This is a genomic window from Streptomyces sp. NPDC050161 (assembly GCF_044460025.1).
Taxonomy (GTDB): domain Bacteria; phylum Actinomycetota; class Actinomycetes; order Streptomycetales; family Streptomycetaceae; genus Streptomyces.
On the sequence record NZ_JBITJM010000001.1, the window covers coordinates 181818 to 202441 of the forward strand.

General features: G+C 72.9%; 22 protein-coding genes. 12 read left to right on the forward strand and 10 right to left on the reverse strand.

What is annotated here, in order from left to right; translation table 11 throughout:
• Together ACIBK8_RS00790 and ACIBK8_RS00795 are read right to left on the reverse strand one after the other, a co-directional pair.
• Nucleotides 1–876 carry a tetratricopeptide repeat protein gene (locus ACIBK8_RS00790; RefSeq protein WP_399039346.1) on the reverse strand — a complete coding sequence of 292 codons (876 nt, stop codon included), beginning with the start codon at nt 874–876 and terminating at the stop codon, nt 1–3.
• A gap of 44 nt (nt 877–920) precedes the next feature.
• The gene (locus ACIBK8_RS00795; protein ID WP_399039348.1) at nt 921–1934 is read right to left on the reverse strand and encodes a GNAT family N-acetyltransferase; all 1014 of its coding nucleotides are present in this window, start codon (nt 1932–1934) and stop codon (nt 921–923) included.
• A gap of 141 nt (nt 1935–2075) precedes the next feature.
• On the opposite strand from ACIBK8_RS00795, the gene fdxA reads away from it, so the two are divergent.
• Entirely contained in the window at nt 2076–2396 is a 321-nt protein-coding gene (gene fdxA / locus ACIBK8_RS00800; protein WP_399039350.1) for a ferredoxin, read from the forward strand.
• Nucleotides 2397–2551: 155 nt separating this feature from the next.
• On the forward strand, nt 2552–3649 hold the full coding sequence (gene dapC, locus ACIBK8_RS00805) for a succinyldiaminopimelate transaminase (RefSeq protein WP_399039352.1): 1098 nt from the start codon (nt 2552–2554) through the stop codon (nt 3647–3649).
• Nucleotides 3650–3744: 95 nt separating this feature from the next.
• Here dapC and ACIBK8_RS00810 read toward each other — a convergent pair whose 3' ends face one another.
• Together ACIBK8_RS00810 and ACIBK8_RS00815 are read right to left on the reverse strand one after the other, a co-directional pair.
• Nucleotides 3745–4185, reverse strand: a complete 441-nt coding sequence (locus ACIBK8_RS00810) for an ATP-binding protein (RefSeq protein ID WP_399039354.1) — start codon at nt 4183–4185, stop codon at nt 3745–3747.
• 303 nt (nt 4186–4488) lie between these two features.
• Nucleotides 4489–5391: a heavy metal transporter gene (locus ACIBK8_RS00815; protein ID WP_399039355.1), complete on the reverse strand. Its 903-nt coding sequence runs from the start codon at nt 5389–5391 to the stop codon at nt 4489–4491.
• A 39-nt stretch (nt 5392–5430) separates the two neighbouring features.
• Here ACIBK8_RS00815 and dapE point away from each other — a divergent pair, with 39 nt between their 5' ends.
• Nucleotides 5431–6522: a succinyl-diaminopimelate desuccinylase gene (gene dapE / locus ACIBK8_RS00820; RefSeq protein ID WP_399039356.1), complete on the forward strand. Its 1092-nt coding sequence runs from the start codon at nt 5431–5433 to the stop codon at nt 6520–6522.
• Between the two features lie 131 nt (nt 6523–6653).
• Entirely contained in the window at nt 6654–7412 is a 759-nt protein-coding gene (locus tag ACIBK8_RS00825) for a TIGR00730 family Rossman fold protein (RefSeq protein WP_399039357.1), read from the forward strand.
• Between the two features lie 45 nt (nt 7413–7457).
• On the opposite strand, the gene folP is transcribed toward ACIBK8_RS00825, so the two are convergent.
• Nucleotides 7458–8318 (reverse strand): dihydropteroate synthase, encoded by an 861-nt coding sequence (folP, locus tag ACIBK8_RS00830; RefSeq protein WP_399039358.1) that lies wholly within the window; start codon nt 8316–8318, stop codon nt 7458–7460.
• 85 nt (nt 8319–8403) lie between these two features.
• On the opposite strand from folP, the gene ACIBK8_RS00835 reads away from it, so the two are divergent.
• Together ACIBK8_RS00835 and ACIBK8_RS00840 are read left to right on the forward strand one after the other, a co-directional pair.
• A complete protein-coding gene (locus ACIBK8_RS00835; protein WP_399039359.1) occupies nt 8404–8880 on the forward strand; it encodes a DivIVA domain-containing protein in 477 nt (158 codons plus the stop codon).
• Nucleotides 8877–9509, forward strand: coding sequence for a DNA-3-methyladenine glycosylase I (locus tag ACIBK8_RS00840; protein ID WP_399039360.1), 633 nt, complete (start codon nt 8877–8879; stop codon nt 9507–9509). Before ACIBK8_RS00835 ends, ACIBK8_RS00840 begins: the two co-directional genes overlap by 4 nt.
• Before the next feature lie 54 nt (nt 9510–9563).
• Here ACIBK8_RS00840 and ACIBK8_RS00845 read toward each other — a convergent pair whose 3' ends face one another.
• On the reverse strand, nt 9564–10364 hold the full coding sequence (locus ACIBK8_RS00845; RefSeq protein WP_399039361.1) for an enoyl-CoA hydratase/isomerase family protein: 801 nt from the start codon (nt 10362–10364) through the stop codon (nt 9564–9566).
• A 332-nt stretch (nt 10365–10696) separates the two neighbouring features.
• On the opposite strand from ACIBK8_RS00845, the gene ACIBK8_RS00850 reads away from it, so the two are divergent.
• On the forward strand, nt 10697–10864 hold the full coding sequence (locus tag ACIBK8_RS00850) for a DUF3117 domain-containing protein (protein WP_003985072.1): 168 nt from the start codon (nt 10697–10699) through the stop codon (nt 10862–10864).
• A gap of 171 nt (nt 10865–11035) precedes the next feature.
• Here the strand turns inward: ACIBK8_RS00850 and ACIBK8_RS00855 are convergent, their stop codons facing one another.
• Nucleotides 11036–11719 (reverse strand): O-methyltransferase, encoded by a 684-nt coding sequence (locus ACIBK8_RS00855; RefSeq protein WP_393682746.1) that lies wholly within the window; start codon nt 11717–11719, stop codon nt 11036–11038.
• Nucleotides 11720–11884: 165 nt separating this feature from the next.
• On the opposite strand from ACIBK8_RS00855, the gene sigE reads away from it, so the two are divergent.
• The 5 genes from sigE (at nt 11885) to ACIBK8_RS00880 (ending at nt 17327) form a co-directional block, all read left to right on the forward strand.
• On the forward strand, nt 11885–12658 hold the full coding sequence (sigE, locus tag ACIBK8_RS00860; protein ID WP_399039362.1) for an RNA polymerase sigma factor SigE: 774 nt from the start codon (nt 11885–11887) through the stop codon (nt 12656–12658).
• Entirely contained in the window at nt 12655–13563 is a 909-nt protein-coding gene (locus ACIBK8_RS00865; protein ID WP_399039363.1) for a zf-HC2 domain-containing protein, read from the forward strand. Before sigE ends, ACIBK8_RS00865 begins: the two co-directional genes overlap by 4 nt.
• Before the next feature lie 128 nt (nt 13564–13691).
• Nucleotides 13692–15950 (forward strand): trypsin-like peptidase domain-containing protein, encoded by a 2259-nt coding sequence (locus ACIBK8_RS00870; RefSeq protein WP_399039364.1) that lies wholly within the window; start codon nt 13692–13694, stop codon nt 15948–15950.
• Nucleotides 15951–16065: 115 nt separating this feature from the next.
• Nucleotides 16066–16563 (forward strand): sec-independent translocase, encoded by a 498-nt coding sequence (locus ACIBK8_RS00875; RefSeq protein ID WP_399039365.1) that lies wholly within the window; start codon nt 16066–16068, stop codon nt 16561–16563.
• Between the two features lie 116 nt (nt 16564–16679).
• Nucleotides 16680–17327, forward strand: a complete 648-nt coding sequence (locus tag ACIBK8_RS00880) for a hypothetical protein (RefSeq protein ID WP_399039366.1) — start codon at nt 16680–16682, stop codon at nt 17325–17327.
• An 82-nt stretch (nt 17328–17409) separates the two neighbouring features.
• Here ACIBK8_RS00880 and ACIBK8_RS00885 read toward each other — a convergent pair whose 3' ends face one another.
• The 3 genes from ACIBK8_RS00885 to ACIBK8_RS00895 form a co-directional block, all read right to left on the reverse strand.
• Nucleotides 17410–18570, reverse strand: coding sequence for an Mrp/NBP35 family ATP-binding protein (locus ACIBK8_RS00885; protein WP_399039367.1), 1161 nt, complete (start codon nt 18568–18570; stop codon nt 17410–17412).
• An 87-nt stretch (nt 18571–18657) separates the two neighbouring features.
• Nucleotides 18658–19233, reverse strand: a complete 576-nt coding sequence (locus ACIBK8_RS00890) for a DUF1003 domain-containing protein (RefSeq protein WP_393682732.1) — start codon at nt 19231–19233, stop codon at nt 18658–18660.
• Nucleotides 19226–20536: a magnesium transporter MgtE N-terminal domain-containing protein gene (locus tag ACIBK8_RS00895; RefSeq protein ID WP_399039368.1), complete on the reverse strand. Its 1311-nt coding sequence runs from the start codon at nt 20534–20536 to the stop codon at nt 19226–19228. The genes ACIBK8_RS00890 and ACIBK8_RS00895 overlap by 8 nt, the downstream gene beginning before the upstream one ends.
• Between the last annotated feature and the right edge of the window lie 88 nt (nt 20537–20624).

The window sequence follows — 20624 nt, forward strand, 5'->3', positions numbered from 1 at the left end:
TCAGTTGAGCAGCGCGCGGGCCTCCGCCGCCTGACCGCGCACCGCGGCGGCCACGGCCGGATCGACCGTGTCCACCACCCGCGCGTACTCCTCAAGTTCGGCCGCCCCCGCGGCGAACTCCCCGCACCGCACCAGCAGTTCACCGTGCTCCCGCCGCAACTGCGCCGGATGCCGCGGCAGCAGCAGCGACAGCTCGACCGCCCACAGCCCGACCGCGCTGTGCTCGGGCCTGGCCTGCGCCCACGCCCGGATGTTGTTCAGGATCCGCAGCACCACATCCAGCGGGTCGGCCGGCTGGAGCATCCGCCGGTCGAGCCGCGCCCCGGTCGCCCCGGCGACCAGCGCCGCCGCGTCCTCGCCCGTCAGCGTCCGCCCGCCGTCGAACGGATCGGCCAGCACGTGCGATCCGTGCGGATCGCCGAAGCCGACGACGAAATGCCCCGGCAGCGCCACCCCGTACACCGGGGCCCCGGCCCGCCTGGCGACCTCCGTCCACACCACCGACAGCAGGATCGGCAGCCCGCGCCGCCGCCGCAGCACCTCGTGCAGCAGGGACGACTCCAGCCGCCGGTAGTCGGCGGGGGAGCCGCCGAAGCCGCAGCGGGTGCCCAGCAGGGCGGCGAGATGACGGGCCCAGTCGGCGGGCCCGAAGGCGGACGGGCGGTGCGCGGCGCGACCGGTGGCGCTCACCGGGCCCGCGGCAGGGCGGAACGGCAACAGCCCCGCCAGCCGGTCCAGTTCGATCTGCGCCGCGTCGATGCCCGCCTCGTCAAGATCCGGGTCGGCCTCCGCCGCGATCAGCAGGCACAGCAGGGCGAGATCGGGCCGCTCCTCGCGCGCAGCCGCCGCGAACCGCCGGCGCCTGGCGGCCCGCACACCCTCCGGCTCAGGTCCCCGCGGCCTGCGCGCCGCGCCCCCGTTCAGCGCGCACCGCCCTGGGGAGCGAGCCGGTAGTGATAGCCGTGGTGGTCGGTGAACCCGAGCCGGTCGTAGAGCGCGTGGGCAGTGTCGTTGTCCGCCTCGACCTGGAGGTGGGCGGCGGACGCCCCCTCGTCCAGGGCGCGCTCGGCGAGCGCGGCCATCACCACCGTGGCGAGACCGCGCCGCCGCAGCTCGGGAGCCACCTCGATCGCCGCGAACCCGGCCCACCGGCCGTCGATCACACAGCGCCCGATCGCCTCCGGCGCACCGTCCGCCCCGGTCACCGTCGCGAACCACACCGAAGGCCCGCCGGTGAGCACCTGGTGCACCTCGGGCCCCGGCGGCCCGCCCACCCGGTGGTACAGGCCCAGCCAGGCCGCGTCCGGCTCACGGGTCAGCCGGACGGGCGTGGTGTCCGCCCCGGTGTCGGCGAGCGGGGCCAGCGCCGCCGTCCGCACCCGGGTGGGCGCCTCGGTCCGCCAGCCGCGCCGCGCCAGCTCCCCGTCCAGCTCTTCGCCGGTGTCCGGGCGGCCGGTGGTGACGACGATGCGGGCGGGCAGGCCGCGCTCCCCGTACCAGCGGGTGGTCCGCGCCAGCGCCTCGTCGAGCGGCAGTCCCGGGTCGCCGAGCGGCAGCGCCGCGTTCGCCCGCCGTGTGAACCCACCGGACGCGCGCAGCAGCCACCCGCCGAGCCGCTCCGTCTCGATGGCCGGCCAGCCGCGCGCCGCGACCTCCGTCAGCTCCCGTACGTCCGCGGCAGGACCCCGCCGGCGGGCCGGCTGCGCCGGCACCACCTTGGCCGCGACCAGTGACGCCTCCTCGACCCGCACCGTCCCACCGTCCCGACGTGTGATGCTCAACACACCGTTATTCCACGATGTGAGAACCCCCACCGCGTCCGTGAACGCCCACTGACCCTCCCCGGCATCCGTACGGCGCCGGACAGATACCCTTTTGCCCACGTCAGCAGGGGTGATGCGGACTTCAGCGCGACCACCGGTCATGAATTCCAACGATCTTCCCGCCCCTCTTGTTCGTCTCGTGCCCGGGAACGGAGATACTAGGTGTGGGCACATCGACGACGCCGCGCTCCCGCGCGCCCAGCGGCGGTACTGCCAATCGGTCCGCCGGCCCTACCGAGGAGGAACGACAGCGTGACCTACGTCATCGCGCAGCCTTGTGTCGACGTCAAGGACAAGGCATGCATCGAGGAGTGCCCCGTCGACTGCATCTACGAGGGCTCCAGGTCCTTGTACATCCACCCGGACGAATGCGTCGACTGCGGGGCTTGTGAGCCGGTCTGCCCGGTTGAGGCGATCTTCTACGAAGACGACACTCCGGATGAGTGGAAGGACTACTACAAGGCGAATGTGGAGTTCTTCGACGAGCTGGGCTCGCCCGGCGGCGCCAGCAAGCTCGGTCTGATCGAGCGCGACCACTCCTTCATCGCCGGCCTGCCGCCGCAGAACCAGTAAGCGGTCGCACGGCAGCATCGTTCCCGTACGGCCCCGTCCGTCGTACGGGATCCGGGGCGTGTCCGGTGAGCAGGGCGGGCCCCTGTTCACCGGACACGCCCCAGGCGTTTGTGCCGGCGCTCCGGGCGCCGGCCCCGTCCCAGAAAGAGAGCATCGTGGGCGCAGTCTCCTCCCTCCTGCCGGTATTCCCCTGGGACCGGCTGGAGCCCTACAAGGCCACCGCGGCGGCACACGCCGACGGCATCGTCGACCTGTCCGTCGGCACCCCCGTCGACCCGGTGCCCGACCTCATCCAGAAGGCACTGGCCGACGCGGCCGACAGCCACGGCTATCCGACGGTGTGGGGCACCGCGGCCCTGCGCGACGCGCTCACCGCATGGGCCGGCAGCCGCCTCGGCGCCCGCGGCCTCGCGCACACCAACGTGCTGCCGATCGTCGGCTCCAAGGAACTCGTCGCCTGGCTGCCCACCCAGCTCGGCCTGGGCCCCGGCGACAAGGTGGCCTACCCCCGCCTCGCCTACCCGACCTACGAGGTCGGCGCCCGGCTGGCCCGCGCGGAACCGGTCGTGTACGACGACCCGACCACCCTCGACCCGGACGGCCTGAAGCTGCTCTGGCTCAACACCCCGTCCAACCCGACGGGACGGGTGCTCGACGCCGACGAGCTGCGCCGCATCGTCGCCTGGGCCAGGGAGCACGGCGTCCTGATCGCCAGCGACGAGTGCTACCTCGAACTGGGCTGGGAGGCCGACCCGGTCTCCGTGCTGCACCCGGACGTCTGCGGCGGCTCCTACGAGGGCCTGGTCGCCGTCCACTCGCTCTCCAAGCGCTCCAACCTCGCCGGCTACCGCGCCGCGTTCCTGCTGGGCGACAGCGCCGTCCTGGGCGAGCTGCTCCAGATCCGCAAGCACGGCGGCATGATGGTCGCCGCGCCCGTCCAGGCCGCCACCGTCGCGGCCCTGGGCGACGACGGGCACGTCGCCGAACAGCGCGAGCGCTACGCCCGCAGGCGCGCCGCCCTGCGCACCGCCTTCGAAGCGGCCGGCTTCCGCATCGAGCACAGCGAGGCGTCGCTCTACCTCTGGGCGACCCGCGACGAGCCCTGCTGGGACACCGTCGGATCCCTCGCCGACCGCGGCATCCTCGTCGCCCCCGGCGACTTCTACGGCACGGCGGGGGAGCGGTTCGTACGGATCGCCTTCACCGCGACCGACGAGCGGGTCGAGGCGGCGGTACGGCGCCTGGCGGACTGACGGCGCCGCCCGGCCCGTCCGGGACGGCACGACGCGCACGCACAGGGGCCCGGGGAGAGCGCACTCCCCGGGCCCCTGCGCGGTCGTGGTGCCGGTCAGCGGCCGATCGGCAGACCGCCGAGCAGGCCCTTGGCCGGGGCGCTGCCCGCCACGCCCTTGACCGCGTCGGTGGCCAGCGTGTCGGTCGACAGGCCGTGCTTGGCGGTCTTGCCGAGCAGATCCCCGGCGCCCTCCGCGGCGCGCTGCGTGGTCGGAGCGGCCTTCTCGACCGCCGGGCCCGCGGTCTCCACGAGCGCCGGGGCCAGCTTCTGGACGGCAGCGGTGCCGGTCCTGTTCACCACGTCGACACCGTCGCGGGCGGTGTGGTCGAGCGTCTCGCTGGTCTGCGGCGAGTCCAGGCCGGTCAGTCCGCCCAGGTCGGATGCCTTGGACAGATCCACGGCGCTCGCGGAGCCGGCCGCGGCCACCAGAGGAGCCGCGCTCGCTGCGATGAGCAGGGCGGCTCGGGCGATCCGACGCGAAACGGGGAGGGACATGGTGCTCCTTCTACGGAAAGGGCGCGTACTTCTGACAGATGTGCCATGTCCGCCGGGCGGACGGACGCCTTGACTACCGCGTCAGACCCCCGAAGGTTGCGGTGAACATTGGCAAAGAGTTGGTAACGCGTCACATAATCCGGACTCGCTAAAGACGGGCAATATGTGCACCGCACGGCGCCCGCCGGAAAGGCCACGGCCCTTTGCGCGCAGGGGAGATGAGGGAAAACGCCGACGCTTCGGCGGGAACTCCCGTCACGGCAAAGGGAATTCGCCCGTAACCCTGTCGGGGGACGGTGCCGACTACTGCCCGGCGATGAGACGAACGTCGCCAGGCCCCCGGCCGGGAACCGCGTCGTCCGCCGCCTCCCCGCGCACCCAGCCCTCACCCGAATCCGCCGCACGCCAGGTCCGCCCGGCATAAGAGATCTGTTCGATGCGCAGCTCGCCGGAGTGGGCCATCGCCCACATGGCCACCTCCCAGCCGCGCCGCGTCCCCTCGGCCGGCACCCGCACCGTCCGCGCGCCGCCGCCCGCGGCCTGCCCGTGCGGCAGGACACCTGCGCCGAACTCACGGACCAGCTTCTCCCGCACCTGCGCCCCGCTGCCGGAGCCGCCGTCCACCGGCCGGGTCTGCGTGCACGTCATCGCCGCCCCGCCCCGGCCGGTGAGCGCCCGTGCCAGCTGCGCGGCATTCCCCTCGTGCTGCGCGTAGGCCAGCGGAAAAGCGCTGCGCTGCACCCGCTGGGCCGCCTCCGTCAACGGCAGTTCGGTATACCCGTGCACCTTCACCAGATGCGTATAGAACTCCCCGGCCGAATAGACCGGATCCATGATCTCCCGCACGGTGCCCCAGTCCTGCGAAGGCCGCTGCTGGAAAAGCCCCACCGAATCCCGGTCGCCGAAATCGATGTTGCGCAGCTGGGACTCCTGCATCGCGGTCGCCAGCGCGATCGTCACGGCCCGCTCCGGCAGCTTCCGCGAGGACCCCACGGCGGCGATCGTCGCCGCGTTCGCCGCCTGCTCCGGTGTCAGCTCGTACGGCTGCCCCTCGCCTTCCGCCTGCACGGTGCACCGCGGAGCACCGGGGCCGCCGGTCACGTACTGCACCACCAGATAGACGGCGAGACCGAGGAGTACCGCGAAGGCCGCGGTGAGACGCCACAGGCGCCTGCGGCGCGGGGAAACGGAGGGCTGAGCTGACACGGGCCAACCGTACTGGAGCCGGGCGATAGGGTCGGCCGCATGGAGCGCTCCCCCGACCACCCCGCCCTCGACCTCTCGCTCGACGCCGCCGCGCTCACCGCGCAGCTCGTCGACTTCCCGTCCGAGAGCGGCAACGAAAAGGACCTCGCCGACGCCGTCGAGCACGCCCTGCGCGCGCTGGACCACCTGACCGTCGACCGGTACGGCAACAACGTCGTGGCCCGCACCCACCTGGGCCGCGCCGAGCGGGTGGTGCTCGCCGGACACCTCGACACCGTGCCGATCGCGGACAACGTCCCGTCCCGGCTCGACGAGAACGGCGTCCTGTGGGGCTGCGGCACCTGCGACATGAAGTCGGGGGTCGCCGTCCAGCTCCGGATGGCCGCCACCGTCCCGGCGCCCAACCGCGACCTGACCTTCGTCTTCTACGACCAGGAAGAGGTCGCCGCCCACCTCAACGGCCTCGGCCACGTCGCCGACGCCCACCCCGACTGGCTCGAAGGCGACTTCGCCGTCCTCCTGGAGCCGTCCGACGGCCAGGTGGAGGGCGGCTGCCAGGGCACCCTCCGGGTCCTGCTGCGCACCACAGGGGAGCGCGCCCACTCCGCGCGCAGCTGGATGGGCGCCAACGCGATCCACGCCGCCGCTCCCATCCTGTCGGTGCTCGCCGGGTACACCCCGCGCCGCCCGGTGATCGACGGCCTGGAGTACCGCGAGGGCCTCAACGCCGTCCGCGTCGATGCGGGTGTCGCCAACAACGTCATCCCCGACGCCTGCACGGTCACCGTCAACTTCCGCTACGCGCCCGACCGCACCCCGGAAGAGGCGCTGGCCCACGTACGCGAGGTCTTCGCGGACTGCCGGGTGGACGAGTTCGTCGTCGACGACCACTCCCCGGGCGCGCTGCCCGGCCTCTCGCACCCGGCGGCCAAGGCGTTCATGGAATCCGTCGGCGGCAGCGCGATGCCCAAGTTCGGCTGGACCGACGTCTCCCGCTTCAGCGCACTCGGCGTCCCCGCCGTCAACTACGGACCCGGCTACTCGCTGCTCGCCCACAAGAAGGACGAACGCGTCGAGACCGACCGCATCCTGCACTGCGAGGAGCGGATGCGGGCCTGGCTGACGGCCTGAGACGGGTAAGTCCGTCCGAGCCGCCGCCGGACCGGCCGCCGTCCCTCCGCATACCAGCCGCATTCCCCTGGGCTTCACGCGGCTGGATCTACGCTTGACCGGTAACGATCTGCCAGCGGAGGGAGCACATCATGGCCAGTCCCGAGGGAGCACCGCCCCCCGAGGAGCAGCGGCTCGGCCCCGTACTGCGCCGTCACGACCAGGTGCAGGCCGGCACCACCGACCAGCGGCTGCTGGACTCCGAAGGCCCCTCCGAGTGGGTGCACACCGACCCCTGGCGCGTGATGCGCATCCAGTCGGAGTTCGTCGAGGGCTTCGGCGCGCTCGCCGAGCTGGGCCCGGCCGTCAGCGTCTTCGGCTCCGCCCGCACACCCCGTGGCTCCGCCGAGTACGAATCCGGCGTACGGCTCGGAGCCGCCCTGGTGGAGGCCGGTTTCTCGGTCATCACCGGGGGCGGCCCCGGCGCCATGGAGGCGGCCAACAAGGGGGCGAGCGAAGCCGGCGGGACCTCCGTGGGCCTCGGCATCGAGCTGCCCTTCGAGCAGGGCCTCAACGAGTACGTGAACCTCGGCGTGGACTTCCGGTACTTCTTCGTGAGGAAAACATGCTTTGTGAAGTACGCGCGAGGGTTCGTCGTGCTGCCCGGCGGACTCGGCACCCTGGACGAGCTGTTCGAGGCCCTCACCCTGGTCCAGACCCGCAAGGTCACCCGCTTCCCGATCGTGCTGTTCGGCACGTCCTACTGGAGCGGCCTGGTCGACTGGCTGCGCGACACCCTCATCGCCGAGGGCAAGGCGTCCCTGCACGACCTGGAACTCTTCCACCTCAGCGATGACGTGGACGAGGCCGTCGCCCTGGTGACGAAGGAAGTGGGGCCGGGGGCCCGGTAGGGGCGGACCGGCCGGCGGGGGCGCACGCCGGGGCCCGCCGGGGCCTCAGGCGAGCCCCCGCCGTGCGACCGCGGGCGCCCGGTGGCCGGCGATCGAGGCCACCATGTCCAGCACCTGGCGGGTCTCGGCGACTTCGTGGACGCGGTAGACCTGCGCCCCGAGCCAGGCGGACACCGCGGTGGTCGCCAGGGTGCCGAGCACCCGCTCCTTGACCGGCTTGTCGAGGGTCTCGCCGACGAAGTCCTTGTTGGACAGCGAGACCAGCACCGGCCAGCCGGTCGCCGTCATCTCGCCGAGCCTGCGGGTCGCCTCCAGGCTGTGCCGGGTGTTCTTCCCGAAGTCGTGCCCCGGGTCGATCATGATCGCGTCGCGCCGTACGCCCAACTCCAGGGCGCGCTCGGCCAGTCCGACGGTCACCCGGAGGATGTCGGCCATCACGTCCTCGTACGTCACCCGGTGCGGGCGGGTACGCGGTTCGGCGCCGCCCGCGTGGGTGCACACCAGGCCGGCGCCGTAGCGTGCGGCGACCTCGGCGAGCCGGGGATCGACCCCGCCCCAGGCGTCGTTGAGCACGTCCGCACCGGCCTCGCAGACCGCCTCGCCGACGTCGTGCCGCCAGGTGTCGACGCTGATGACCACGTCCGGGTGACGTTTGCGCACCTCCGCGACGAACCCGACCGTGCGGCGCGCCTCCTCCTCGGCGGTGACCTCTTCGCCGGGGCCCGCCTTGACGCCGCCGATGTCGATGATCGCGGCGCCGTCGGCGACCGCCTGCTCGACGCGGGCGAGCGCGGGTTCGTCCCGGAACGTGGCGCCCTGGTCGTAGAAGGAGTCCGGGGTTCTGTTCACGATCGCCATGATCACCGGCTCGTGCGCGTCGAACTCGCGATTCCCCAGCCGCAACATTGGTAACTCCTTCTCCGTGGCCCGCCAGCGACCCTAACTGTCACAGCCGCATGGCACGATCGGGGCAGGTGCATCTTCCGGGGAGTTGGTCGTGTTCTGGTTCTTGCTGATCGCCATGGTCGTGGTGGTCGCCGCGGTCACCCTCGTCGTCGTCGGCGGGGACAGCGGTGGCCTGCGCGACGCCGAACCGGACCGGCTGTACGACCCGCTGCCCCCGGAACGGCCGCTGGCCCGTGCCGACGTGGACGCGGTGCGCTTCCCGGTGACCGTCCGCGGCTACTGCATGAACGACGTGGACGACGTCCTGGACCGGCTGGGCGCCGAACTGGCCGAGCGGGACGCCAGGATCGCCGAACTGGAGGCGGCGCTCGCGGGCGCGCACGCGGCGGCCATCGGCGGCCCCGAGCTGATCGCCGACGCGGCGCCCGAGCCGCCGCAGGACTCCGGCGCGGACGCGGCGGACGCGCCGGACACAGCCGACGGGACGGACGACGGGGACGGGCGGCAGGACGAGGCAGCACGGCCCGCGTCCGGCGCACACAAGGGGGAGGACCGGGCATGACAGATGTGGTGACGGCTCCGGACGGCGTCCCGCGCTGTCCGTGGGGCATGGAGTCCGAGAAGATGGCCGACTACCGCGTCTACCACGACAGCGAGTGGGGCCTGCCGGTCCACGGCGACGACGCGCTCTTCGAGCGGATGTGCCTGGAGGCGTTCCAGTCCGGCCTCTCCTGGATCACGATCCTGCGCCGCAGGGAAGGCTTCCGCGCCGCGTTCGCGGACTTCCGGATCGCCGCGGTGGCGCGGTTCACGGACGAGGACGCGGCACGGCTGCTCGCCGACCCCGGGATCATCCGCAACCGCGCCAAGATCGCAGCGGCCATCAACAACGCCCAGGTCGCGGCCACCCTGGCACCCGGTGAACTGGACAGCCTCATCTGGTCGTACGCGCCCGACCGGGCCGGCCGCCCGGTACCGCGGCGGATCACCGACGTACAACCGACCACGCCCGAGTCGACGGCGCTGGCCAAGGACCTCAAGAAGCGCGGCTTCCGCTTCGTCGGCCCGACGACCGCGTACGCCATGATGCAGGCGTGCGGCCTGGTCAACGACCACCTCGCCGACTGCCACGCCCGCGCGGCGGCGGACGCGGCGGCGACGGAGGCGGAGGCGGAGGCGGCAGCGCGGTGACCGCGCTCCCCGGGGGCGCCGACCGGCACCCCCGGGAGACCTGTCGGGGCGCGCCTACCGCCCCAGATAGACCGGCTTCTCCTTCTTGACGAATGCCTCGACGGCGATGTGGTGGTCCTCCGACGCCCCGGCCCGCGCCTGGAGTTCCTCCTCCTTGCCGAGCGTCTCGGCGAGCGAGTGCCCGGCGCCGTACGCCAGCGATTCCTTGAGCGCGGCGTAGGCGACGGTCGGCCCCTCGGCGAGGCGGCGGGCGACGGCCGCCGCCTCGGCGGCCAGCTCACCCGCGGGCACGACCTTGTTGGCGATGCCCAGTTCCTGCGCCTCCTGGGCGCTGACGTTGCGCGGGAAGAGCAGCAGGTCGGCGGCGCGGCTGCGGCCGATCAGCCGGGGCAGCGTCCAGGACATCCCGGAGTCGGCGGTGAGCGCGACCCCGGCGAAGGAGGTGTTGAACGACGCGGAGTCGGCGACGACGCGGTAGTCGGCGGCGAGCGCGAAGCCCGCTCCGGCGCCCGCCGCGACCCCGTTCACGCCCGCGACGACCGGCTTGGGCATCTCGGTCAGCGCGGTGACGATGGGGTTGTAGTGCTCGCGCACGGTGCTCATGGTGCTGCCGGTGCCGTTCGCCCGGTCCGCACCCAGCAGCCCGATGTGCTCCTTGAGGTCCTGCCCGACGCAGAAGGCGCGCCCGGTGGCGGTGAGCAGTACGGCGCGCACGGCGGGGTCGGCCGCGGCTTCCTGGACGACGTCCCGCAGCCGCACCTTCGCCTCGACGTTCAGCGCGTTCATCGCTTCGGGGCGGTTGAGAGTGATCGTCGCGAGTCCGTCGGTCACGTCGTAGAGCACGGTGTCGGCCATAAGTGGGGGATCCCTCCGTCGTGGCTCGGGCTGCTCGGCAGTGGCAGTCAGCGCTCAGGATGCCGGAGATCAACGGCCCCCGGCATGTGACGTACATCAAAGAAAGGAGGCGGAACCGGTGCCGAAGGGTGGCGCAGTATCGCAGTCCCCTCCCCGAATTGAGTGGTTTTGGGGGAGGGAGTCGGTGAAGGGATGCTGTCCGATGTTGGTCATCGGGTCGTTCGATGCGGGATAATGGCCTGGAAGCAATGTGTTCGATGCCGGTGACGCGTGCCTACAGGGGCCGTTGGCCGTCGGCGGACGATGAGCTGGTTTCAGGAAGGGGAACGAGCATGGCGGCCATGAAGCCGCGGACGGGTGACGGCCCGCTCGAGGTGACCAAGGAGGGGCGGGGCATCGTCATGCGCGTTCCGCTCGAAGGCGGCGGGCGACTCGTCGTCGAGCTGACACCCGACGAAGCCAAGGCCCTGGGTGAGGCCCTGGAAAAGGTCACCGTCTAGAGGGCGGCCCGACTTGCTGCGGTCCCCGGGGAGCTGACCCCCGGTATCCCCAGCCGATACGACGGCCCCGGCAGATGGCACGCGTTCACCGCGCGCCGTGTGCCGGGGCCGCTTCGTTTCCCGCGTCCCGCGTGGGGATGTGCCGTCGCTCCCGGCCCCGCCCGCGGTCGTTCAGCCGCGCTTGACGGCGCAGAGCAGCCCGTCGCCGACCGGCAGCAGGGACGGCACCAGCGTGGTGCTCTCCCGGATGGCGCGCAGCAGTTCACGCAGCCGCAGCACCTCGGCCGGCTGCACCGAGGAGTCGACGGTGCGCCCGTCGGCGAAGACGCCTTCGAAGCAGACCAGGCCCCCCGGGCGCAGCAGCCGCAGCGCCTCGGCCAGGTACTCGATGCACTCCATGAGGTCGCCGTCGCAGAAGACCAGGTCGTAGCCGCCGTCGGCGAGGCGGGGGAGGACGTCCAGGGCGCGCCCGGGGATGAAGCGGGCGCGGTTGCCCGCGAAGCCCGCCTCGCGGAACGCCTGCTTGGCGAAGGTCTGCCGCTGCGGTTCGAGGTCGACGGTGGTGAGTACGCCGTCGGGCCGCATGCCGTGCAGGAGGTAGATGCCCGACACGCCAGTGCCCGTGCCGATCTCGGCGACGGCTTTGGCGTCGGCGGTGGCGGCGAGCATGCGCAGCGCGGCGCCGGTACCGGTCGACACCGTACGGATTCCGGCATCGCGTGCGCAGTCACGGGACCAGCGCAGGGCGACGTCGGTGGTGTCGTTGATGGTCCCGGCGCCGTACGCCTCGGCGAATGCCAAGCCCGTCTGCCGGTTGCCGGTAATGGCCCTCTCCTGTCCCCGTAGTTGACGCAACCGTGACTGTATCCGCTGCGTGCGGGAACCCGCAGATGGGACCGGGCGTTAACAAGGGGCAGGGGGGATGCACCGGTGAAGACCGATCGAGACGCGAAGCAAGACCAGAAGCCGGACCAAATGCAGGTCAAAACTGCTTATCCGGAGCTAACGGGCGAGGTGGATATGGTAGGGGCTCTACTGGACACCACCAGAGCCACCAGGGGAGGTGCGGCTGCGCCGGGTGACCGAAGAGCGCCGAGGCGCTTCAGATGGTCGTTCGCCGAGCCGAAATCCGTGACATACACCGCTGACCGTCGCCGCGCCCACGAATCCGCACCCACCGCGAGCTTCGCCGCAGACGCGGATGCGCAGGCGTGGACTCCGCCCAGCTGGGAGGAGATCGTCAGCACCCACAGTGCACGCGTCTACCGCCTCGCCTACCGCCTCACCGGCAACCAGCACGACGCCGAGGACCTCACCCAGGAGGTGTTCGTCCGCGTCTTCCGTTCGCTGTCGACGTACACCCCCGGCACCTTCGAGGGCTGGCTGCACCGCATCACGACCAACCTCTTCCTGGACATGGTCCGCCGCAAGCAGCGCATCCGCTTCGACGCGCTGGGTGACGACGCAGCCGAGCGGCTGCCCAGCCGCGAGCCGTCCCCGCAGCAGCACTTCAACGACACCCACTTCGACGCCGACGTGCAGCAGGCGCTGGACACCCTCGCGCCCGAGTTCCGTGCCGCCGTCGTGCTCTGCGACATCGAGGGCCTCTCGTACGAGGAGATCGCGGCGACCCTGGGCGTCAAGCTCGGCACCGTCCGCAGCCGGATCCACCGCGGGCGCTCGCACCTGCGCAAGGCGCTCAAGCACCGCTCGCCGGCCGCCCGCGCCGAGGAGCGCGAGCAGCAGCAGCGGTCGCTGGCCGCGGTGTCCACAGGGGAGGTCGGAATCGCGTGAGCGGCAGTGGCGGTGCGTCCCCCGCCGAGCAGCATCTCGGCGACCGCCTCGCGGCCCTGGTCGACGGCGAGTTGGGCCATGACGCGCGCGAGCGGGTGCTCGCGCATCTCGCGACGTGCGGAAAGTGCAAGGCGGAGGCCGACGCCCAGCGGCGGCTCAAGAGCGTCTTCGCCAGGACAGCGCCCCCCGGTCCCTCCGAGGGGCTGCTGGCGCGTCTGCAGGGCCTCCCCGGCGGCGGCCAGGACGGCCCGGGAAGCAGGCTGGGCAGCGGCGGATTCGGACGGGCCGAGCTGAGCAGCGGCGGCTCCTTCGGCTACCTGCCGTCCGACGGGCACGGGCTGCACGGCGCGGTCGCACAGCCGCGCCGACGCGGCTTCCGGATACATGAGACCGAGCGCCCCGCGCCCCAGCGGCGGCGGTTCGCCTTCGCCGCGGCCGGCGCCGTCTCGCTCGCGGCCATCGCGCTCGGCGGCGCCCTGCCGCTGGAGGCCGCGGTCGACGCACCCAACCGCCAGGAGGGCGGCACGGCCGTCACCCCGCTCAGCGCGGAGGACGGCAGCGACCCGCTGCGCAGCGGCGGCTTCCTCACCGCGGGGGACGCCCGTTCCGCGGTCGGCGGCCCGACCGTGGCGCCCGCCCCCAGCTCCATGGGCCTGTACGGCCCGTCATCGCCCCGGCCCCCGGTTTCCCCGTCCGCACGCGTCTCGACGGACGGCAGGTTCGGCTCCGCGCCCCTGATGTCCCCCACGGACCGCGCGGTCGACGTGCACCTCGCGCCGCTCGCCGTCGGCAGCGTCCACTACCCACGGGCGCACACCCCACCGCTGGAGCACGAGCGCCCGCTGTTCGGCTCCGCCTCCTCGCCCGACCCCGCGGGCCGGAGCTCCGCTGCCGCCCGACGCTGACCGTCCGCTGCGCCCTGTCACAGAGAGCTGATTGAATCCCTGTGGGCGGCGCGCACCCCTGCCGGGGGCGCGGACCGCGAGGTGGCGGTGGCCCGTGGGGAGCCGCGGGCGAAATGTGTGGGGAGAGCATGGACGACGGTACGGTCGCCGGGTCGAAGCCGAAGTGGTGGAGCCGCCAGGGACGCGCCCCGGAGACGCAGCCGGCCGCCGATACCGGCCCGCATCAGCCCCTGCCTCCCGCCGAACCGGAGACACGACGGCAGCCGGACGAGGCCGCCCCCGGGGCGCACCCGGAGATACCCGGCCAGGGCACGACACCTGACTCGGCCCCCGAGATGACGACGCAGATGCCCGTCGCCGCTCCCTCCACGGCCGTCACACCCGCTGCCGCCCCCGCCACGCCCGAGGGGTCCGGCGCACCCGCGACAGGGCCGCAGACGGCCGTTCAGGGGGACGGCGCGGTGGGCGTGGACGGAGTGGATGGCGCGGATGCTGCCGGTCCCGGCAGTGACGACGCGGCAGCCCCGCCGCCCGGTACGGGCACCGTCCCGCCTGCCCCCGACGCGGCCCCGCGCACCGATTCGTCGGCGGCCCTGACCCCGGCCCCGGCCCCGGAAGCTCCGCCCGCCCGCCCGCAGCCGCTGCACGCCGAGGATCCGTACGGCACGCCGCCGTACGGCGGTCCCGGGCCGTGGGCCCCGGCGCCGCCGGTCCAGCGTCCGGTCACGGCGCCCGCGCCCGGTGGCGGTACGCCCCCGGGCCCGCTGCCCGCCTACGGTGCGGCCGTCCCGGGAGCGATGCCCCCGCAGGCCCCGATGCCGAACTCCGCGTACCCGGAGGCGCCGCAGCGGCAGGCCCCGGTGCCGCTGCCGGCCGCCGCGCCGCCCGCGCCGCAGGGGCCCGGTGCCGCCGCGGACGAGCAGCCGGTGCCCGGCCGGGCACCGGGGGAGCACCCGCTGCCGGCCGAGCGCCCCATGGCGCAGCGCGCCGACGCCGCCCTTCCGCCGCACACCGAACGGCCCGTTCCGGAAGGCGGGTTCATGCCGCAGCCCGGCGACGGCGGTCCCCGCCCTGCCGCCGCACGGGCCGCCGGGACGGACCGGCCCGCCCCCGGAGCCCAGCCCCTCGCCGGACACGCGCCCGAGCACGCTCCGGGTCACCCCGCAGGTCACCCCGCCACCCCGCCGCCTCCGCAGGGCGCCTGGGGGCAGTACGACCCCTGGAGCCCGCCCGTCCAGAGCGGTCCTGCCGTACCGCCGCCGGCCCGGCGCAGCCGCCGCGGTCTGCTGGTGGTGGGCGCCGTGGTGCTGGCCCTGCTCGCGGGCGCGGCGGGCGGCGGCATCGGCGCGTACGCCGAGCGGCACGGCGGCATCAACGACATCACCCTCCCGCAGGACGGCGGCGAGCCCCCGGCCCGTGATCCGCACAGCATCGCCGGGATCGCGCAGACCGCGCTGCCCGGCGTGGTCACCCTGCACGTGCGCGGCAACTCCGAGCAGGGCACCGGCACCGGCTTCGTCCTCGACGGGCAGGGTCACATCCTCACCAACAACCACGTCGTCGAGCCGGCCGGCAACGGCGGCGAGATCTCGGTGACGTTCAGCGGCGGGCAGACCGCCAAGGGCCGGGTCGTCGGGCAGGACGGCGGCTACGACCTGGCCGTCGTCCAGGTGGACGGCGTGTCCGGCCTGCGTCCGCTGGCGCTGGGCGACTCCGACGCGGTGCGGGTCGGCGACCCGGTGGTGGCGATCGGCGCACCGTACGACCTGGCCAACACCGTCACCGCGGGCATCATCAGCGCCAAGCAGCGGCCGATCACGGCGGGCGGCGAGAAGGCCGACGGCAGCGACGTGTCCTACGTGGACGCGCTGCAGACGGACGCGCCGATCAACCCGGGCAACTCCGGCGGGCCCCTGGTGGATGCCAGGGCGAGGGTGATCGGCATCAACAGCGCGATCCGGGCGGCCGACAGCGGCGGCGGGCCCGACGGCGGCGCGGCCGGGCAGGGCGGCAGCATAGGGCTCGGCTTCGCCATCCCGATCAACCAGGCCAAGCGGGTCGCCGAGGAGCTGATCAACACCGGGCGGGCGACCCATCCGGTGATCGGCGTCACCCTGGAGATGGGGTACCCGGGCGACGGTGCGCGGGTCAGCGACCTGAGCCGGGACGGCAAGGAGCCGGTCACCGCGGGCGGGCCGGGCGCCAAGGCGGGCATCAAGGGCGGGGACGTGATCACCAGGGTCGACGGTGCCCCGGTGCACAGCAGCGAGGAGCTGATCGTCAAGATCCGCAGCCACCGGCCCGGCGACACCCTGACGCTGACGGTGCGTCGCGGCGGGAAGGAACGGACGGTGCGCCTCACGCTCGGCTCGTCGAGCACGAGCTGATCGTTTGTACGGTGTTGTTGCGGGTGACTCCCGTGTGACGCCCCGGGCCAGGTACCGTGAGGGGCGGCCTGGCCCCGGGCCGTTGACGCCTGCGGATACCCCAAGGAGCTGAACGGTGTTCCTCGACATAGGACTCCCGGAGCTGGCGGCGCTCGCGATCCTTGGCGTGCTCATCTTCGGCCCTGACAAGCTTCCCAAGGTCATCCAGGATGTGGCGAGCTTCATCCGCAAGGTCCGGGCGTTCTCCGACAACGCCAAGGAAGACATCCGCAGCGAGCTGGGCCCGGAGTTCAAGGACTTCGAATTCGAGGACCTCAAGCCGCAGAACTTCGTCCGCAAGCACGTGCTGGACAAGCACGTTCTGGACAAGGACGAGTACGGCCTCAAGGACCTTCAGGAGATCCGCGACGGATTCGACCTGAAGAAGGAGATGGCCGAGGTCACCGACGCCGTCAAAACCGCCGGTGAAGACCCGGCCGACGCGGCGCACAGCGGTGGCCGGCTGAACCTGTCGAAGGAGTCCCCGGCCGCATCCGGCCGCATCGACCTGACGAAGGGCGGCGCCGCCCCGGCGGCCCGCGAGCACCCTCCGTTCGACGCAGACGCCACCTGATCCTTCCCTATGCCCGGCTGCGCGCGCCCAATGGCTATGCTCCCGGTGTCCGGGGTGAGGACGCCTGAGGGGGGCGGGCCGCCCACGACACAGGGCAACAAGGAGGCTCCGCGCAGATGGAGACGACGAGTCGGGCAGCGGCCCAGGCGGATTCGGCCGGCGCCGGACGGAAGGTCGACGGCTATCTGCTGGCCGCGTTCCCGTGGTACGGCCTCGACGAGGCGTTCACCGGGCCCCGCTGGCTGATGCAGGTCGGCGCCGCCGCCGACGGCACCGTGGAACACGGTGGGACCGGCCACGGCGAAGAGCCCACCATACGGGTGGAGACCCCCAGGGAGAGCGAGCGGTTCGCCGTCGTGGTGACGGTCGCGGGCCGGCCCGTGCGGCGCAGCGCGGACGGCACCGGCGTCCTGGACGCCACCTCGGTCTCGACGGCCGCCTGGCTCGCCGGATCCGGGCTGCTGGCCCACACCTGGCCGTCCCAGATGGACCGGGCGCTGCGCCAGGACTGGCTGGACCAGCAGACGATGCTCGCCTGGGAACTGGCCGACGACCTCGGCGGTGAGGCGTGGAGCGAGCTGCTGCTGCCGGTCGACGGCGAGCCGACGCCGTTCCGCTACCGCGAGTCCGAGTACGGCTGGGTGCTGGCAGGCTCGGCGGATGAAGGATCCGACGGTGTGCACATCGGCGCGTACGGGCGCGGCATGAGCGCGTACGGCCTGGGCTTCGGTGTGGTCAAGGATCTCGCCGCGTACGACGGCTGACCTGCGGCGGTTGCGCCGCGCGGACGACGGAGGGGCGGACCGGATCGATCCGGTCCGCCCCTTTGCGTGGTTCCGCCGCGGCTCAGAACTTGTTGCGCGGGGTGATGCCGAGCGACATGCCCTGCAGACCGCGCTGACGGCCGCCGAGCTTGCCCGCGATCGAGCGGATCGCCGATCCGGCGGGCGATCCGGGGTCGGTCAGCACGACCGGCTTGCCCTCGTCGCCGCCCTCGCGCAGCCGCACGTCGATCGGGATGGAGCCGAGGACCGGGACCTGGGTGCCGGTGGTCTTCGTCAGGCCGTCGGCGACCCGCTCGCCGCCGCCGGTGCCGAACACGTCGACCAGCTCGTCGCAGTGCGGGCAGGGCAGCCCCGACATGTTCTCGACCACGCCGACGATCTTCTGGTGGGTCTGCACGGCGATCGAACCGGCGCGCTCGGCGACCTCGGCCGCGGCCTGCTGGGGCGTCGTCACGACCAGGATCTCGGCGTTGGGGACGAGCTGCGCCACCGAGATGGCGATGTCGCCGGTGCCGGGCGGCAGGTCCAGGAGCAGGACGTCGAGGTCGCCCCAGTAGACGTCGGCGAGGAACTGCTGGAGGGCGCGGTGCAGCATCGGGCCGCGCCAGACGACGGGGGTGTTGCCCGGCGTGAACATGCCGATGGAGATGACCTTCACGCCGTTCGCCGACGGCGGCATGATCATGTTCTCGACCTGGGTGGGCTTGCCGTGGGCGCCCAGCATCCGGGGCACGGAGTGGCCGTAGATGTCGGCGTCCACGACACCGACCTTCAGGCCGTCCGCCGCCATCGCCGCCGCGAGGTTGACCGTCACCGACGACTTGCCGACGCCGCCCTTGCCGGAGGCCACGGCGTAGACCCGGGTCAGCGAGCCGGGCCGGGCGAACGGGACCTCACGCTCGGCGGTGCCGCCGCGCAGCGAAGCCGCCAGCTCCTTGCGCTGCTCGTCGCTCATCACGTCCAGTTCGACGGTGACGGCGGTGACACCCTCGACGCGTGCGACGGCCTCGCGCACGTTGCTGGTGATGGTCTCGCGCATCGGGCAGCCGGAAACGGTGAGGTAGACCACGACCGCCACCGTGCCGTCCGCCGCGATGTCCACCGATTTGACCATCCCCAGTTCGGTGATGGGGCGGTGGATCTCGGGGTCGTTCACCGTCGCGAGCGCGTCGCGGATCGCGTCCTCGCTCGGCGCGGCGCCTCGGTGCGTGTCGGTAGCCATGCCTCAGATACTACGGCCGTGCCGAGCGCGTCCCCAAGGGGCGGTGGCCAGGCACCACAGCGGGTGAGGCGGCCTCCGGAAACACCCTCAGCGGTCGCGTTCCGCGGCCTCCGCATCCGGCTGCCGCGGCTCCAGATCCCTGATGAGGTCCGCCAGCTCGGCCCTGATCCAGTCACGGGTGGCGACCTCGCCCAGGCCGAGCCGCAGCGCCGCGATCTCCCGGGTCAGGTATTCGGTGTCGGCGATGGACCGTTCGTTCTGCGAGCGGTCCTGTTCGTGGGTGACCCGGTCGCGGTCGTCCTGCCGGTTCTGCGCCAGCAGGATCAGCGGTGCCGCGTACGACGCCTGGAGGGACAGCGCGAGGGTCAGGAAGATGAACGGGTACTCGTCGAACTTCAGGCTGCCGGGCGCCGCGATGTTCCAGGCGATCCACAGGATGATGATCACCGTCATCCAGACGATGAACCTGCCGGTCCCCAGGAAGCGGGCGATCTTCTCCGACAGCCGCCCGAACGCGTCCGGGTCGTACTCCGGCAGGAACGTGCGGCGCGGCGCCCGCGGCTGGTCCAGGCGCACCCGCGGGCGTTCCGGCGCGGACCGCCGCAGCGCCGACGCGCCGTTCGCCCGCGACCGCTCCCTACCGCCCTCCCGCTCCTCAGGCATCGCCGCCCGCCTCCGGGGCGCCGTGCATCTCCGTCTCCCGCCAGTCGTCGGGCAGCAGGTGGTCGAGCACGTCGTCGACGGTGACCGCGCCCAGCAGCGCGCCGCTCTCGTCGACGACGGGCGCGGACACGAGGTTGTACGTCGCCAGATAGCGGGTCACATCGGGCAGCGGGGTGTCCGGGGGCAGCGGCGGCAGATCGGTGTCGGCGATCGAGCTGACGAGGGTGAACGGCGGGTCGCGCAGCAGCCGTTGGAAGTGCACCAGGCCGAGGAACTTGCCGGTCGGCGTCTCGTCGGGCGGGCGGCAGACGTACACCTGGGCGGCCAGCGCGGGGGAGAGGTCGGGGTCGCGCACCCGGGCGAGCGCGTAGGCGACCGTCGCGTCCGGGCGCAGCACGATCGGCTCGGTGGTCATCAAGCCGCCCGCGGTGCGCTCCTCGTACGCCATCAGCCGGCGGACGTCGGCGGCCTCCTCGGGGCGCATCAGGGCCAGCAGGCGCTCCTTCTCCTCCTCGGGCAGTTCGGAGAGCAGGTCGGCGGCGTCGTCCGGGTCCATCGCCTCCAGGACGTCGGCGGCCCGCTCCTCCTTGAGTTTGCCGAGGATCTCGACCTGGTCGTCCTCGGGCAGCTCCTCCAGGACGTCGGCCAGCCGGTCGTCGTCCAGCGCCGCGGCGACCTCGGCGCGCCGCTTGGCCGACAGGTGGTGCAGGACACCGGCGAGGTCGGCGGGGCGCAGCTGCTCGAAGGTGGCCAGCAGGTTCTCGGCGCCCTGCCCGTGCTCCTCCAGCGAGAAGCCGGTCACCGCCGACCACTCGACGGTCAGCACCTCTCCCTTGCGGCGCAGCGCCCCGCCCTTGCCCTTGCGGACGAAGACCTTGTCGATCTCCCAGTCGCGGCGGGCGGGGAGCTGGGTGATGCCGATGTCGAGGACGGTGACCTCCTCGTCGGTCTCGACCAGCCGCACCCGCCGGTCGAGCAGCTCGCCGAGCACCAGCGTCTCGGACGCGCGCTGCTCGAAGCGCCGCATGTTGACCACGCCGGTGGTGATGACCTGGCCGGATTCCACGCCCGTCACCCGGGTCATGGGCAGGAAGATCCGCCGCCTGCTGACCACCTCGACGACCAGACCGAGCAGCCGCGGCGGTCGCCCCACCTGCCGTTCGCCGCCCGCGCCGGTCCCGCTGCCCTTGGTGCGCAGCATCGCGACGAGATCGCGTACCCGGCCGACCTGGTCGCCGTTGGGGTCGAAGACGGCGACGCCGGAGAGATGCGAGACGAAGACCCGGGGGGTCACCACTGCCATGCGGCGCGCCTCCCTTCCTCGCGGCGTGCCTGAAATACCCGATATGAGGGCTGATTTCGGGTTCAGGCTAACCCGCCCGGCTCTCCCG